Source organism: Pedobacter cryoconitis, from assembly GCF_003259615.1.
Taxonomy (GTDB): Bacteria; Bacteroidota; Bacteroidia; order Sphingobacteriales; family Sphingobacteriaceae; genus Pedobacter; species Pedobacter cryoconitis.
Window position 1 is genome coordinate 58,697 of the sequence record NZ_QLLR01000025.1, and the last position, 15,506, is coordinate 74,202.

The window sequence follows — 15,506 nt, forward strand, 5'->3', positions numbered from 1 at the left end:
AAAATGATTTAAGAATAATCTAATATTTATGAAAAGAACAGGAAAATCGTTGAAAAGAAACTTTATTTTAATTTTATTAATCTTTATGGGACTCCAGTCGTGTGATGCGCAAAATTATGATCTTGCAAATATCAAATTCCCATTGCTAAAATCTTCTTTAGCTAAATATAAATTAGCAGACAATAATCTTGCAGAATTGCATTATGCGTTACTTAAATCAACTGATCCTGGATTAATGCGTTTTAATAAAGAAAGCTTTGCTGGACAGACTGGTGGCGAATATGATAACATTGCTGGTAAAAATGTAGTTTATTTCTTTAATGATGCTAAAACGAATAAAATTTATGGATTCAATATAGAAACTTATACAACGCCAGAAAGCAGGAAATTACTGAAGTCTTTGGAAACCCTGTTTGGCAAGCCATTAATGGATCAGGGAAAGGGTGATAGACATCGGTTTAGAATTTGGGATAGTCCTGATAAAAAAACTGCTTATTTGTTGGAGTATGGGTTATTCTCGGTGAATAGCGGGCCAAAAACTGAATCTGCCAAACTTATGGTGGTAGATAAAAGTGCAAATGATCTGTATACTTTCAGGCTTGGTGGTGGTTTCATGTATTATAAGAATTATTTAAGAGCAAAGGAGAAAAAAACAGGTAAATACACTTTTAAAGATTTTGCGAAGGAAAAGAATGAAGAGGGAATAGATTATTATCTGAAGAATGACAACACGATCAAATAATATTTATAGATAATAATCTTGTTAAATTGCATTATGGACTAATTATCTGAAAGATGACAATATCATTAAAGCATCGTTTAAAAAGAAACATAAATGATTGAACCATATTATCAAGTAGAATTTACGGCTATCGCCTGTAAATTTGAAATTAACATTAATGAAATAAACCTAATATCTCTGGCGATTGAAAACCAGGCTTCTACTTTAATACCCTTAAATTCAGGAATAGCTAAAACAGGAGAACAAAAGCTTAATGTCAAATTACTTGCATTGCCGGGCCAGGAGTTTCTCAATCCGCAGGCGGTATTCAGCTATAAGATCAAAGTGTATGAGATGAAATACGGATTTGAGCTGAAGACAACTATCGAAGGGCATGCGTTTCCTCCTGTAGACCCATCAAAGAAGTTAAAGGTTATGAGCCATGATCAGATTTTTAATGCGGAGGTACCGTATACAATTGATGTCTGGCAAAAAGGAACATTATTGACTGATGTTGATGATCTGGATGAAAAATTGAAGCGGGCGTATTCCAGAATCGCCTCTCATATCAGAAATAAAGAGTACGAAAAGCTGAAAATGGAGCTTGCTAACCGTGAAAAAACGATGGCTACTTCCATGTATCTAAGTAAGGAAGACTCCGAAGCAAGGTTAAATTCGCTGGTTAAAGATATAGAAGATGGATTCACTGTGATGCCTATGGACCCTACAGTATTGATCACAATATCTGGACAAGGAAGGTTAGCTGCTTATAAAAAATTAAGCGGAGAACCGGCTCTTACCTTATTTAATCCTAAAACCGGAGAAGAAATCATGCTTGATTTGTCTTTTTATATCCCGGCGGGTAAAACTGAATTTGTGGTGATTTAATCTGTTTTGATGCGTTTAAAAAAGATAGTCTGCGTGTTGCTTTTCTGTTTGTTTGGAGCCGGATTTGCATATGCACAGCAAGAGTATACTATAGATCAGGTTCCAAATGCTAAAGCTGACGGAAATAGCTATGTGAGTAATCCCGATATGGTATTGAGCAGCAATGATGTGGATTCACTCAATCGCTTAATAGCTGGTCTGGAAAACAAAACAAAAGTAGAAATAGCGGTTGTAATTGTACGTGACTTTGAGAAAAATTATGACCCTTTTGACTTTGGATTGAAGTTGTTTAATAAATGGGGGATAGGCAAGGCCAATGCAAATAATGGTTTATTACTTTTTATTGCTGTTGACAGAAAACAGTATCGCTTTATTACTGGTTATGGCCTGGAAGGGCTTCTTCCTGACGCTGCCCTGAAAAGAATTGGGGATCATTACCTTGTACCGGCTTTTAAAGAAGAAAAATATAATGAAGGCACATCGCTTGCATTAAACACTATTGCTGATTATCTGGCGCAGCCAGCTAATAAAAAAGAACTTGAACAATTACTTGGGAAACAGGAAAAGGGTCGTTTTTTATGGCTTAAGACAATTATTCCATCCGCTCTGGTATTACTTCTGTTCATTGTAGTTTTTAATGATATTAAAAAAGTGACACCACATGTTTCCAGGGAGAAGGCGAAACAGATGATCGGTTATGATAAGGTAAACGGGATTGGTTGCCTGGGATTAATATTGTCAATTTTTCTCCTGATTATCATTACGGGATTTGAGCCTGCGATTTCATGGTTTAAGCATCGCGATGCTTTTGAAATAGCAATTGTCATCTACGGCTTTCTTTCATTTTTATTGTTTTTCAGATATTTTAACGCATTAAGTGCAATCAGAAAGACTAATAATGACGATTTAAACTTCACGAAAAGTGTGGAACTGCTAAATAACAGGGCGAAGTGGTATCTTATTGCTTCTCCATTGATTTTGCTTGGGATAGTTATTGAAGGAGTGAGGAGAAAGAAATCTGCTGGTCGTTTTAAGACGGTTCTCGATAAGCAGAATAGGGAAATGATCAGGGTTGACCGGAATAAGAACAAAAAGGGTGCTCCATATTTAAGTGCGGGACAGCTTACAGAAGAAAAACTGGAAGTAAATACTTACGATATTTGGTTGAGCCAAGATCAGCAGGAGCAAAAAATCAGGAGTTACGAGGGTAATCGATTTAAATCTTTTGAGCTTTGTCCGCAATGTAATTTCAGAACATTCCAATACCATAAAGTAATTGTCGTTATCAAACCAACCTACAGTAAAGAGGGAGAGGGAAAGGAAGCCCGTACCTGTGAAAATTGTGGTTATGAGGAATTGATACAAATGATTGTAATCCCTGTAATGTCAAGCACAGCTAGTGATTCGGGGTCTTCTGGATCTGGTAGTAGTGGGGGAAGCAGCAGTAGTTCTTCCTCAAGCAGCAGCAGCAGCAGCTGGGGTGGCGGCAGTAGTGGTGGGGGTGGTTCAGGTGGTAGTTGGTAAGCTTTACAAAAAGCTCCTGTTTCAACTGAATGTCTTCGTCTTGTCTTGTGACCGAGTAACAGATCGCACTAAGTCAACAGGATAAATATATCTAAATAGTATAAAACATCGCAACCGCAGCTGCTCCCATAGCAATAAACGTTATCCAGACTAAAATATTAGATAATAAGCCACTTTTGTAATCACCCATGATTTCTTTGCTCATGGCTATTTTGCCGATCAGAAATAGTAGCGGTACAGCAGCTACGCCATTTAATACAGCTGCATAAACAAGCGCTTTAACAGGGTCGATACCTATAAAATTGATAGCCAAACCGATCAGGGTAGAAATGATTATCACTCCATAAAAACCGTGTGCGCCTTTCAATTTAAGATTTAAACTTGCTTTCCAATCAAAAGCATCAGCCACTGCATAAGCTGCCGATCCGCTAAGAACCGGAACAGCGAGCAGGCCCAAACCAATAATACCGATCGAAAAAATCAGCTTGGCCAAAAATCCTGAATTAGGAAAAGAATGTACTAAGGGCTCCAAAGCTCTGGCGGCATCTGCTGCGGTATTAATATCCTTCACACCACTTCCATGCAGTACGGTCGCACCTACCAGTAAAATGCACCAGGTGGTAAATTCAGAAATGATCATACCTGTCAGGTTATCAATACGCATGTTTCTAATACGTTGCCAGCTAATCAATCTTCCATTTTTGATAGGATGTCTGCCGCTTTCTTCTTCTACTTCTTGTGAAGCTTGCCAAAAGAACATATAAGGTGAAATAGTTGTTCCAAGAACACCGGTAATAATAAATACAAAAGCGAAGTTGAACTCAAAGTGCGGGATAATAGTTGCTCTCAAAACAGTTGGCCAGGGCTGATCTATAATAAACGCCGTAATAGGATAGGCTAGTAAGGAAATTGCAAGCCATTTAAGTATTTTGGAGTAAACTTTATAACTGGTGAAAATTTCAAGCGTCAAAATGATAACGGTGAAAAGTAGTGTGAGTACAACAAAGTGCACCGGTATCAATAATTGTGCAGCTGAAGCCATCGCCCCAATATCTGCACCTATATTTATGGTATTCGCTACCACAACCAGCCCAACCACCGCATAAAGTACGGGACGGCTATAATGTTCCTTGACCACGGCAGCTATTCCTTTTCCTTTGACCATTCCAATTCTGGCACAAGCTTCTTGTACGGCGATCATAAATGGGAGCATATAAAGTGCTGTCCATAATTGCCCGTAACCAAATTGTGCACCTGTTTGAGAATAGGTCGCAATTCCTGATGGGTCATCATCGGCAGCGCCAGTCGTTAAACCGGGGCCCAGTACTGTTAAAAACTTCCAGAATTTCTTTTTAGGTGGTTTTGGTGTTTCAGGGGTGAGCATATAGCGTTATGTATCTTATAAATATACTTATTTATTGCATGCTGAAGCCTGCAATCGGATTGCATAGTTGTATTAAATTGAGTGATTAGTTGTTTTGTTTATTACCTTCGTCTCAAATTATATGAGATTATTATCATTCATAGGGATTGTATTAGTGCTGGCTCTTAATTTAGTGCCATGCGGGGATGCTATGTCTGTTTTGAATGATAGTACCAAAATTGAACAAGCGCATCATTCAGAAAGAAACAATGATAATTGCAGCCCTTTTTGTAATTGTGCTTGTTGTGCTACTGCTTCTGTTATTAAAGATGCTTTAGTAATTGCTACTCCTTTTGCTGACCATTTACCTGTGCTTACTGCGCATTTAACCGGGAAGTTCATCACTGTCGATCTTCCGATCTGGCAGCCACCACAATTGATTTCTTAACCATCTTCATTTTTCTATACGTGCTTCGGGCATGATATAGGTCATTATTATTATTTAATAATTCCATCAATGCTTTTATCAAAGGATTAGCTAATTCCGTTCGGAACTATTCTCTGGTATTTCATTATAAATAAGATATGCTAAGTAAGATCATAAAATTTTCCATTCACAATAAGTTGGTGATTGGTCTGTTTACCCTGGCGCTGATTGCGTGGGGGGTATATTCACTAAAAAAATTACCCATCGATGCTGTACCGGACATTACCAATAATCAGGTACAGGTTATCACCTTAAGCCCTTCTCTTGCTTCAGAAGAAGTAGAACGTTTAATTACTTTTCCTGTTGAACAAACCATGTCAACCATTCCCGAAATTGAGCAGGTACGTTCTATTTCCCGCTTTGGTTTGTCTGTGGTGACCATTGTTTTCCATGATGATGTAGACATCTACTGGGCAAGGCAACAGGTTAACGAAAAGCTTTCTGAGGCGAAGAATAATATCCCTCAGGGCATCGGAAATCCCGAAATTTCACCTATTTCTACTGGTCTGGGTGAGATTTATCAATATGTAATTCACGCAAAACCTGGTTTTGAAAAGACTTACGATGCCAGGGAATTAAGAAGCATCCAGGATTGGATTGTCAGACGGCAGCTTTTAGGGACTCCGGGAATTGCCGAAGTGAACAGCTTTGGTGGATTATTGAAGCAATATGAAATTGCACTCGATCCTAATAAACTGAATAGTTATAATTTAAGTATCAGTGATGTATTTAAAGCACTGGAAAGAAATAATCAAAATACAGGAGGGGCATATATTGATAAAAAGCCCAATGCCTATTTTATACGTAGTGAGGGATTAGTTGGGAATATAGAAGATATTAATAAGATTGTAGTTAGAAATACCAGCTCTGGCATTCCTGTTTTAATCCGTGATATTGCGAATGTACAACTGGGCAACGCTATTCGTTATGGTGCTTTAACCAGAACAACGGCAAAAAGCCATGGTGAGGCTGTTGGTGGAATTGTCATGATGCTGAAGGGTTCTAATGCCAATAATGTAGTAAAGCAGGTCAAGGAAAAGATTGCAAGGATCAATAAAACACTTCCAAATGGTATTGTTGTAGAAGCATTTTTAGATAGAAGCGCTTTGGTAGACCGGGCAATTGGTACGGTTGCGAAGAACCTGATTGAAGGAGCATTAATCGTCATCTTTGTACTGGTCTTATTCCTGGGTAATTTCAGAGCGGGTATCGTAGTCGCATCGGTAATTCCGTTAGCGATGCTTTTCGCGATTTCCCTGATGAATGTATTTGGGGTTTCTGGTAACCTAATGAGTTTGGGAGCTATCGACTTCGGTTTGATTGTCGATGGGGCAGTAATTATTGTAGAGGCCACGATGCACCTTTTGGGAGCGGGTAAGCTGACCCGAAAAATGACGCAGGATGAAATGGACCAGCAGGTAGAACAGTCTGCTACCCGGATGATGAGTGCGGCGGCTTTTGGACAGATCATTATTCTGATTGTGTATCTGCCAATTCTTGCACTGGTAGGGATTGAGGGTAAAATGTTCGGCCCGATGGCTCAGACAGTTTCCTTCGCTATTCTGGGCGCATTTTTATTGTCATTGACTTATGTGCCGATGATGTCCTCCTTGCTGCTGAGTAAAAAGCCAGTCGTTAAAAAGAATTTTTCTGACCGCATGATGGATTTCTTCCAAAAGTACTATACGCCATTAATTACGGGTGCTTTGCGTAAACGTATGCTTGTTGTTGTTTCATCGGCAGTTCTGCTGGTCATCAGCATTTTCTTATTTACCAGGATGGGAGGAGAGTTTATCCCTACTTTGGAAGAGGGTGATTTTGCTGTTGAAACCCGTTTATTGACGGGAAGTTCACTGAGTCAGTCGATTGACAAGGTTAATCAGGCTTCCAAAATATTATTAAATGAATTCCCTGAAGTGATAGAAGTGGTTGGTAAAGTAGGTTCTGCTGAAATTCCAACGGACCCTATGCCGATGGAAGCTACCGATTTAACGATTATACTGAAGGATAAAAAAGATTGGGTAACGACAAAATCCAGAGAGGAATTAGCAGATCAAATGGCCGCAGCACTCGATAAGGTGACCGGGGTTACTTTTGGTTTTTCACAACCGATTCAGTTGAGATCTAATGAGTTGATTTCTGGGGTTAGACAAGATATAGGAATTAAAATATTCGGGGATGACCTGGAAACACTAACCGATATTTCTCAGAAAATAGGGAAGATAGTGACTACTGTTAAAGGGGCAAAAGATTTATACCTGGAACAGGCTACAGGGCTTCCGCAGATTGTAGTGAAAATTAACAGAGATCAGCTGGCACGTTACGGGATAGATATTGAAACTGTTAACCAGGCTATTAATTCTGCTTTTGCAGGACAATCAGCTGGATTGGTTTATGAAGGAGAAAGACGGTATGATATGGTGGTGCGTTTATCTGAACAGAACAGGCAGGGAATAGATGATGTTAAAAATATCTATATTTCAGCACCTAACGGGACCAAAGTTCCATTGATACAACTGGCTTCGGTTGAATTCAAGATCGGGCCAAATCAGATTCAGAGAGAGGATACTAAACGCAGAATCATTGTTGGATTAAATGTTCGTGGTCAGGATATTGCCACAGTTGTTGGTGAGATTGAGCAAAAGATCAATGAGAAAATTAAATTACCTCCCGGATATTATATTACTTATGGTGGTCAGTTTGAGAATCTTAAAGCGGCGAAGCAACGTTTGTCAATTGCTGTCCCGGTAGCTCTGTCGTTGATTTTATTATTGCTGTATTTTTCTTTTGGATCTGTTAAACAATCAGTCTTGATTTTTTCTGCTATCCCGATGGCAGCAATTGGTGGAATATTCGCGCTGTTATTGCGTGGAATGCCATTCAGTATCTCTGCCGGGGTTGGCTTTATTGCTTTATTTGGTGTGGCTGTGTTAAATGGGATCGTGCTGATCACTGAATTTAACAGGTTAAAGGCCAGTGGAATAAGTGATCTCAGGGAAATTGTGTTAAAAGGTACAGCTCTGAGATTAAGGCCTGTTTTAATGACTGCTACGGTAGCTTCACTGGGTTTCCTTCCGATGGCACTTTCAACTGCTGCAGGTGCCGAAGTACAGAAGCCACTGGCCACTGTAGTGATCGGAGGCTTATTAACTTCTACAATTTTAACTTTACTCGTTTTACCCGTGTTATATACTTATTTCGAAGACTTTAAAAAAGGTAAAAAAGAAATTGCAACCGTTATTTTGCTAATGGGCCTGTTTTTTATGCCGTCGGAATCGATGGCTCAAAGCCCGGCAGGTGGCAGAGTGATTACTGTACAACAAGCTGTTGAAATCGCATTGACTAACAATCAGATGGTTAAATCTTCTCAGTTACAAATTAGTAAACAGCAGGCTATCAAAGGTACTGCGTTTGATTTAGGGAAGACCAATCTGAATTTGCAGTACGGGCAGTTCAATAGTATCAAAAAAGATAATAACATATCAGTACAGCAGAATATCCCATTTCCCGGATTGATTAAAAACCAGCGTAATTTATATGATGCGCAGGTCCGCAGCAGCAAGTTAAACCTTTCGGTGACACAAAATGAACTCATCCGCCAGGTGAAAAGCGCTTATGCACAGCTGAGCTATTTTAAAGCGCTTCAAAAGCTGTATAAGAGTCAGGATTCTATTTTCAGTAATTTTCTTAAAGCATCTTCTCTGCGTTATCAGACTGGGGAAACAAATATGCTGGAACGTACTACAGCCGAAACTCAATTGAATGAAGTGCGGAATCAGTCGGAAAAGAATATGGCTGATATATCAATTTATAGTGCTGAATTACAAAGGCTGCTGAATACAAAGGAATTGATAGCAGTGAGTAGTGATCATTTAAAGAAAGAGAGCTGGAATCAGGTTGTTCCTGATAGTCTGAATAATACTTCCTTGTTAGCTTTACAGCAGCAGCAGGTAGAAATTGCAGACAAATCTTTAAGGCTGGAGCGTGCAAAGGCGGGCCCTGATTTTACCGTGGGTTATTTTAATCAATCTATTATAGGCAGTCAGAGCGTCAATGGACAAGATCAGCTCTTTAGTGCTGGTAAGCGTTTTCAGGGAATACAGGCAGGGATTTCCATTCCGCTGTTTTATAAGCCATTTGCTGGCAGGATTAAAGCGGCCAAAATAGAGAAACAGATCGCACAGACTGAATTAAGTTTATTTCAAACTAATTTGCAAACCCAATATAAACAAGCTGAACAAGATTTGCTGAAGAACTCACATAGCGTTGATTATTATGAAAAAAACGCTTTGCCAAACGTCAACCTGATTCTCAAGCAGTCACAGATTGCTTTTCAAAGCGGTGATATTGGTTATCTGGAGTTTTCACAGGCTTTAAGGACTTATTCCGATATACGTTTCAGCTATTTACAGGCAATTAATCAATACAATCAATCGGTTTATACGCTTCAGTATCTAATTGATTTAAAATAATTTAAAAACAATATACACGGATGAAAACAATTATTGAATTCAAACAGGCTATTTATATACTTTCCTTTGCTGCGGTTTTCCTTGCTTCCTGCGGGAATAAAAAAGTGGCAGAAGATGCCGCCGCCGCTACTGAAGCCCCGGCTAAAGATGATGCAAACACAGTGGAATTAAGTGCTGCACAGTATAAAACAAGTGGAGTGACCTTGGGTAAGGTAGAGAAAAAATCGATTAGCGGGGTCTTAAAAGTCAACGGGACGATAGATGTACCACCAGAAAACCTGATTAGTATTACAACACAAATGGGTGGAATTGTGAAGTCAACTCCTTTATTGCAAGGTTCAACAGTAAACAAGGGGCAGGTTATCGCTGTGCTGCAGAATCAGGAATATGTGCAGCTGCAACAGGATTATCTGGAAAATAAGAGTCAGCTTGAACTGGCAGATTCTGAATATAAAAGACAGCAGGAATTGGCAAGACAAAATATAAATGCGCAAAAGGTGCTGCAGCAGGCGAAATCTCAATATCAAACGATGTTATCCAGAGAAAGCGCTTTAAGGCAAAGGTTAATGCTGATTAACATCAATTCGGCGACTTTAACACCTGCTAATATCCGGAGTACCATTAATATTTATGCACCTATAAATGGCTATGTAACGAAGGTAAATGTGAATTCGGGCAAGTTTGTAAGCCCCAATGATGTGATGTTTGAAATTGTAAACAGTGCAAATTTACATGTGGAGCTGAAGGTATTCCAAAAAGACGTAGATTTAATTAAAAAGGGACAGAAAGTTCGTTTCTCCTTACAAAATGAGGCTGAAGAGCGGGTAGCAACGGTTACTTTGGTCGGCCGGGAAATTAATGAAGATAAGACAGTTACCGTTCATTGTGTAGCGAATACGCAAAGTAGAAATTTGATACCAGGGGCCTATCTGAATGCGTTGATCGAAACCGGAACGGAAGAGGTGAATGCTCTGCCTGAAGCTGCTATAGCTGATTTTGCCGGAAAGAAATATATTTTTATAGAGACTGGGCAGCGTAAAGGAGAAAAGGCTGAAGTTAACTATCATTTTCAGCTTTTAGAGATAACTACCGGATCGGCAGCTGCCGGTTATATTGAAGTCGAACTGCCCGAAAGCTTCGATCTGACTACTGCAAAAGTGGTGACTAAAGGAGCTTATGATTTAATATCAAAGATGAAAAACAGTGAAGAGGAATAAATCTTATTAAATAATTAATATGGAACGTGAAGGAACGATTTCGCAGGCCAGTAAAAATAAGGGCCGTTTAAAAATTGTACTGGGGTTTACGCTTTTGTATCTCATTATAGAAGTAATTGGTGGTATTATGACCAAAAGTCTGGCTTTGCTTGCGGATGCCGGACATATGCTGACCGATGTTGGTGGTTTGGCATTAGCGCTGATTGCAATAAATTATGCAGAACGAAAGGCGACCGCAGAACGTACTTATGGTTATTACAGAGCTGAAATATTAGCTGCACTGGCAAATGCAGTGGTTTTAATCGGTATATCTCTTTATATACTCTATGAGGCTTACCTGCGTTTTCTCGATCCTCCAAAAGTAGAGAGCAAGGTAATGATTGCTGTGGCTGCAGTAGGTCTTGTTGTAAATATTGCAGGGATGCTGATCTTAAGAAAAAGTTCAAGTGAAAGTCTGAATATGAAAGGTGCCTATTTTGAGGTACTTTCTGATATGCTGACCTCCATCGGAGTTATTGCTGCGGGTATCATTATGCTGGCTACAGGATGGTATTACGCAGATCCATTGTTATCGGCTGGAATTGGTCTTTTCATTTTACCAAGAACCTGGATTCTGCTTAAAGAATCCATAAGTATTTTATTGGAAGGAATACCTAAGGACGTAAATATGGCCGAACTGCGCAGCACTATTCTCCAGGTAGAAGATGTGGGAGGTATTCATGATCTGCATGTATGGGTTTTAACGTCTGGTGTAAATGCCATGACTGCGCATATTGTTTTAAAAGAGGGAGCTGAAGGTCAGCAGGTTTTATCGGCGCTTCAGAAACATATAACGGAGAATTTTAAGATAACTCATACTACACTTCAATTGGAAGAACCTGGTTTTAAAGAGGAGCAGACTCATCTTTAAGAGATAATTTGATTTGTGAAATTTAAGCCCATTATCTTATAGATGAAGGGCTTAAATTTTTACTGGCGGAGTTTGAATCTTTCTAAATAGCGGTAAAGAGTTAGATACATCTTATGGAAAGTCAGAATCTTTTTTATCTTAGGTATAAGTAATTCGAAAGCCATGAGATATAAAACAATCGTTACGCTATCTGTAGTATTGGGTACTGTTATTATGTTGAGCGGGTTTATGCCCAGGGAAGAGAAGAGAGCCAGTAATCTTAAAGTTCTTCCCAAGAATATCAGTAATGAAGAGCTGGATAAGGTTATGGATGGATTTAAGGCAGCATTGGGTGTCAAATGTAATTTTTGCCATGCAGCAAGCGCAGATGATCCTAAACATCTGGACTTCGCGAGTGATGCAAAACCAGAAAAGGAAATTGCCAGGTCGATGATGAAAATGACCTACCGTATCAATAAGAAGGATTTTCATATTAAAGATGTCTATAATCCCAAAGCAGTTCTTGCTGTAAACTGTATTACCTGCCACCGTGGACAGGCACATCCTGATGAAAAATAACGCAGTATAAGACTGAACTGGTTACAAATGATAACCATGTTCATCTTTTACCTGCTGTAATTTTTTTGATAACTGTTTAACTTTATCAGGATATTGGGATGCAAGATTCTTGCGTTCTGCTATATCTGACGATAAGTTATATAATTGAGGTTCTTTGCTGTTGCCTAATTCTGTTTTGGTCGTATAATCATATGCTGCAGCATCGTTTGGCGCTATATATTTCCAGTTATCTGCAATTATTCCCAGTCCATTGGCATCTTCTATTAAATATGGGCGGCTTTTTCTTGATTTTCCTAAAAGCTGATTGATCATATCAAAACTATTATAAGCCTGGTCTGCATTAAGTTTTTGATTCAAAAGGCTTGCAAAAGACCTGACTAAATCTACCTGGCTGATCAGTGCATCGCTTGTGCCGCTTTTTACCGCTGCTGGCCAGCTTACGATAAAAGGCACACGGGTTCCACCATCAAAAGCACTGTATTTACCTCCTCTTAACGGGCCTGCGGGTTGATGTTCACCTATCAGGGCTTCTGCTTCATCTTGATAACCATCGTCAACAACAGGGCCGTTATCGCTGCTTAATAAGATCATCGTATTCTTGGTGAGCCCCAGGCTATCTAATGTTTTGATCAAACGGCCTACACTCCAGTCGAATTCTAAAATAACATCCCCACGTGGCCCCATTCCGCTTTTGCCAGCAAATAACTTACCCGGGGTTCTGGACACATGAATATTCGGTGAGGCGAAGTAAAGGAAAAAAGGATTGGCCTGATTTGCGGTAATAAAACTTTCTGCCTGGGCCGTAAGCTTTTCCGTCAGTGTGTAATCGTCCCAGATTGCTGTTTTACCTCCGGTCATATAACCGATACGGCCAATTCCATTAATGATCGTCTGGTCGTGGCCATTTGATGATTTCATGGTTAATAGTTCTGGATGTCCTTTTCCTGTGGGCCATTCACCTGTTTTTTGATGATAATCTACATTAACCGGATCTTTTGGATCTAAATTTTCAACACGGTGACCGGCGATAATTACGCATGGAACTCTATCGAGTGTTGCAGGTATGATATAAGATTTATCAAAACCAAGTTCTTGTGGTCCTGGTTTGATTTCTCCATTCCAGTCAGGGCCGCCCTGACCGCCTAAGCCAAGATGCCACTTACCGATAGCGGCAGTAGTATACCCGGTTTGTTTAAATATTTTTGCCATAGTGAGCTGCGCAGTATCAATTAATAAAGCTGCATTACCTGGGGCAATACCGGTTCCTTTTTTACGCCAGGCATAAACTCCGGTCAATATAGAAAAGCGGGAGGGTGTACAGGTTGCGCTTGTGGCGTGGGCATTGGTAAATTTGATTCCGCGGTTAGCCAGCTGGTCTATATGAGGGGTTTTTATTCTTTTCGCGCCATAACAACTTACGTCTCCATAGCCGAGATCATCTGCGTAAATTACAATTACATTCGGGCGTTTTTGCTGGGCATGAAGCGTGATGCAACAGGCCAAAGTAATCAGAACACTTAAATAATATGTTTTCATGTTATCATTTATATGATATAATCATCAATTTAATTAATTCAATAAGAAAATATAATTATAATTCTGTGCAAACGTTTGCGTAATTAACTGTTGTTATAATTTTGGATACTATTTATGCGGGTTAATTTTGATAATAATCACGTATGTAATTATATTGTTAAGTTGTATGTTTGGACATGTAATAGTATTAAATATGTATATTCGTAAGCAACATTTTTGCTCCTTTGCGGGCTTGCCCTTTGGTGTTGATATGGTAAAAAAGCGGTCTAAATTATTAACCTACAGAGGAAACTTAATAAAGTGTTAAAAGCAGAATCAAAAGATAAGACTATAGTTGTTGATATACTTACAAAATCTTTTAATGAAAACAGGAGTTTCAACTCTATTATTAAACAAGATAAACACCGTGTAAACAGAATCAGAAAAGTTTTTGAATACTATTTTGATACTTGTTCAAGATATGGTTCAGTTTATCTTTCTGAGGATAAAAATGCTTGTGCTGTGATCTCGTTTCCGGATCAGAAGAAGGTGACTTTCAGGTCTGTTTTGATGGATATAGGGCTTCTGTTTGTCCTGGGGCTTAAAAGTGTGAAGCTTGGGTTTAGCAGAGAAGCTAAAATCAGAGCGGTGCATCCTGATTCTGCTTTTTATTACCTCCTTTTCATTGGCGTTAACCCTGATTTTCAGCAGCAGGGAATCGGGCGTAAGTTATTGGAAGAGCTGGTCGCCGATAGTGAGGTATTAAAACGTCCTGTTTACCTGGAAACCTATTTGGAGAAAAACATTGAACTTTATAAAAAAGCTGGATTTAAGATCTACAATGAATTGGATTTTGGATTCCCTGTATTTTGTATGAAACGCGAATTTAATTAAACGGGGATGACACTATTTAATACAAATATGCCCCTGATTATATTTTTTATAATCATTATTGAAGTCGCATTATTATTCCAGCAGTGGATAGGGTATCTGACAAGAAAGCATGAGCAAAAGCGGCTTTATCATTTATATCTTGTTCTTCTTTTGATACTATACAATATCTTCGAAGGTTTTTTCCCTGATCAAAGGATAACTTTTGTGCCTGAGAAATGGCAGAATTTCTTAGGTTATGCCTTTGGCTACATTTTTTGTGCTTACTGTCCTTTTTATTTTTATAAAACGATGGGACTAAAGTCTCTGAGGTTTCATGGAAGATATGGTTTCCTTTTTATTATCATCCCGCTGATTGTCTTTTACGGGATTTTATATCCGATCAACAATGATATTTCCTTCACCAGGAAGTATGTCTACATTATTCCTGTACTTTATGCTATTACACTGTTTTCTGCTGCTTTAAAGGGAATATATAAAAAGTATAATCTCCAGCAAAATGAAGCGCAGCTGGTAGAGAGGTTATGTATTTTCTTTGCGGTATTTCCAGTCAGTATAACCCCGATTTTTGGTGCATGGCTGGGAATAGACAAGTGGATAATTACATTTGGATGCAATATTGGATTCTTAGCCGTTAATATGATCCTCATGAGGCAGTTCGTTAGACAATCAAAATCTGAACAGGACAGACTGGCGGAAATGAGACGTGAAATTGAAAGTATTAATACTGCGGCTAAAAAGGATATTGCTGCTGTTTTTATCGAAAAATGTAATTTCTATAATCTGACAACCAGGGAAATAGAGATCGCGAAATTAATAGCTGAAGGTATAAAGTATAAAGATATTGCCGAAAAGCTATTTATATCTGAAAGAACAGTTGCCAAACATGTTCAGAACATTTTTCTTAAGACTGCAGTAGAGAACAAAACAATGTTGATTAAAGCATTGAAAGAGTAAAGG

The 15,506-nt window shown here is 38.9% G+C and carries 12 protein-coding genes; 10 read left to right on the forward strand and 2 right to left on the reverse strand.

The features are described from left to right. Positions 1-28 precede the first annotated feature (28 nt). From LY11_RS19750 to LY11_RS19760, 3 genes are all read left to right on the forward strand, one after another. Complete coding sequence (locus LY11_RS19750; protein ID WP_111635357.1) at positions 29-742, forward strand: hypothetical protein; 714 nt, start codon at positions 29-31, stop codon at positions 740-742. Positions 743-835: 93 nt separating this feature from the next. Beyond that, a complete protein-coding gene (locus LY11_RS19755) occupies positions 836-1,609 on the forward strand; it encodes a hypothetical protein (protein ID WP_111635358.1) in 774 nt (257 codons plus the stop codon). A 9-nt stretch (positions 1,610-1,618) separates the two neighbouring features. Next, the gene (locus tag LY11_RS19760) at positions 1,619-3,133 is read left to right on the forward strand and encodes a TPM domain-containing protein (protein WP_111635359.1); all 1,515 of its coding nucleotides are present in this window, start codon (positions 1,619-1,621) and stop codon (positions 3,131-3,133) included. A 91-nt stretch (positions 3,134-3,224) separates the two neighbouring features. Here the strand turns inward: LY11_RS19760 and LY11_RS19765 are convergent, their stop codons facing one another. Then, the gene (locus tag LY11_RS19765; RefSeq protein ID WP_111635360.1) at positions 3,225-4,517 is read right to left on the reverse strand and encodes an NRAMP family divalent metal transporter; all 1,293 of its coding nucleotides are present in this window, start codon (positions 4,515-4,517) and stop codon (positions 3,225-3,227) included. 121 nt (positions 4,518-4,638) lie between these two features. On the opposite strand from LY11_RS19765, the gene LY11_RS19770 reads away from it, so the two are divergent. The 5 genes from LY11_RS19770 (at position 4,639) to LY11_RS19790 (ending at position 12,140) form a co-directional block, all read left to right on the forward strand. Further along, positions 4,639-4,944 (forward strand): DUF6660 family protein, encoded by a 306-nt coding sequence (locus tag LY11_RS19770; RefSeq protein WP_111635361.1) that lies wholly within the window; start codon positions 4,639-4,641, stop codon positions 4,942-4,944. Positions 4,945-5,081: 137 nt separating this feature from the next. Continuing rightward, a complete protein-coding gene (locus LY11_RS19775) occupies positions 5,082-9,455 on the forward strand; it encodes a CusA/CzcA family heavy metal efflux RND transporter (RefSeq protein WP_111635362.1) in 4,374 nt (1,457 codons plus the stop codon). A gap of 20 nt (positions 9,456-9,475) precedes the next feature. Continuing rightward, positions 9,476-10,672: an efflux RND transporter periplasmic adaptor subunit gene (locus LY11_RS19780; protein ID WP_111635363.1), complete on the forward strand. Its 1,197-nt coding sequence runs from the start codon at positions 9,476-9,478 to the stop codon at positions 10,670-10,672. Between the two features lie 19 nt (positions 10,673-10,691). Continuing rightward, on the forward strand, positions 10,692-11,582 hold the full coding sequence (locus tag LY11_RS19785; protein WP_111635364.1) for a cation diffusion facilitator family transporter: 891 nt from the start codon (positions 10,692-10,694) through the stop codon (positions 11,580-11,582). A 162-nt stretch (positions 11,583-11,744) separates the two neighbouring features. Further along, positions 11,745-12,140 (forward strand): c-type cytochrome, encoded by a 396-nt coding sequence (locus LY11_RS19790; RefSeq protein ID WP_111635365.1) that lies wholly within the window; start codon positions 11,745-11,747, stop codon positions 12,138-12,140. Between the two features lie 21 nt (positions 12,141-12,161). Here LY11_RS19790 and LY11_RS19795 read toward each other — a convergent pair whose 3' ends face one another. After that, entirely contained in the window at positions 12,162-13,676 is a 1,515-nt protein-coding gene (locus LY11_RS19795; protein ID WP_111635366.1) for a sulfatase family protein, read from the reverse strand. Between the two features lie 300 nt (positions 13,677-13,976). On the opposite strand from LY11_RS19795, the gene LY11_RS19800 reads away from it, so the two are divergent. Both LY11_RS19800 and LY11_RS26930 read left to right on the forward strand, forming a co-directional pair. Continuing rightward, entirely contained in the window at positions 13,977-14,549 is a 573-nt protein-coding gene (locus tag LY11_RS19800; RefSeq protein ID WP_111635367.1) for a GNAT family N-acetyltransferase, read from the forward strand. 6 nt (positions 14,550-14,555) lie between these two features. Beyond that, positions 14,556-15,503 carry a helix-turn-helix transcriptional regulator gene (locus LY11_RS26930; protein ID WP_211321610.1) on the forward strand — a complete coding sequence of 316 codons (948 nt, stop codon included), beginning with the start codon at positions 14,556-14,558 and terminating at the stop codon, positions 15,501-15,503. The last annotated feature ends 3 nt before the right edge of the window (positions 15,504-15,506 follow it).

Coding starts and splice junctions, on each gene's coding strand:
- LY11_RS19750 (WP_111635357.1), top strand. CDS start 29: ATGAAAAGAACAGGAAAATCGTTGAAAAGAAACTTTATTTTAATTTTA.
- LY11_RS19755 (WP_111635358.1), top strand. CDS start 836: ATGATTGAACCATATTATCAAGTAGAATTTACGGCTATCGCCTGTAAA.
- LY11_RS19760 (WP_111635359.1), top strand. CDS start 1,619: ATGCGTTTAAAAAAGATAGTCTGCGTGTTGCTTTTCTGTTTGTTTGGA.
- LY11_RS19765 (WP_111635360.1), bottom strand. CDS start 4,517: ATGCTCACCCCTGAAACACCAAAACCACCTAAAAAGAAATTCTGGAAG.
- LY11_RS19770 (WP_111635361.1), top strand. CDS start 4,639: ATGAGATTATTATCATTCATAGGGATTGTATTAGTGCTGGCTCTTAAT.
- LY11_RS19775 (WP_111635362.1), top strand. CDS start 5,082: ATGCTAAGTAAGATCATAAAATTTTCCATTCACAATAAGTTGGTGATT.
- LY11_RS19780 (WP_111635363.1), top strand. CDS start 9,476: ATGAAAACAATTATTGAATTCAAACAGGCTATTTATATACTTTCCTTT.
- LY11_RS19785 (WP_111635364.1), top strand. CDS start 10,692: ATGGAACGTGAAGGAACGATTTCGCAGGCCAGTAAAAATAAGGGCCGT.
- LY11_RS19790 (WP_111635365.1), top strand. CDS start 11,745: ATGAGATATAAAACAATCGTTACGCTATCTGTAGTATTGGGTACTGTT.
- LY11_RS19795 (WP_111635366.1), bottom strand. CDS start 13,676: ATGAAAACATATTATTTAAGTGTTCTGATTACTTTGGCCTGTTGCATC.
- LY11_RS26930 (WP_211321610.1), top strand. CDS start 14,556: ATGACACTATTTAATACAAATATGCCCCTGATTATATTTTTTATAATC.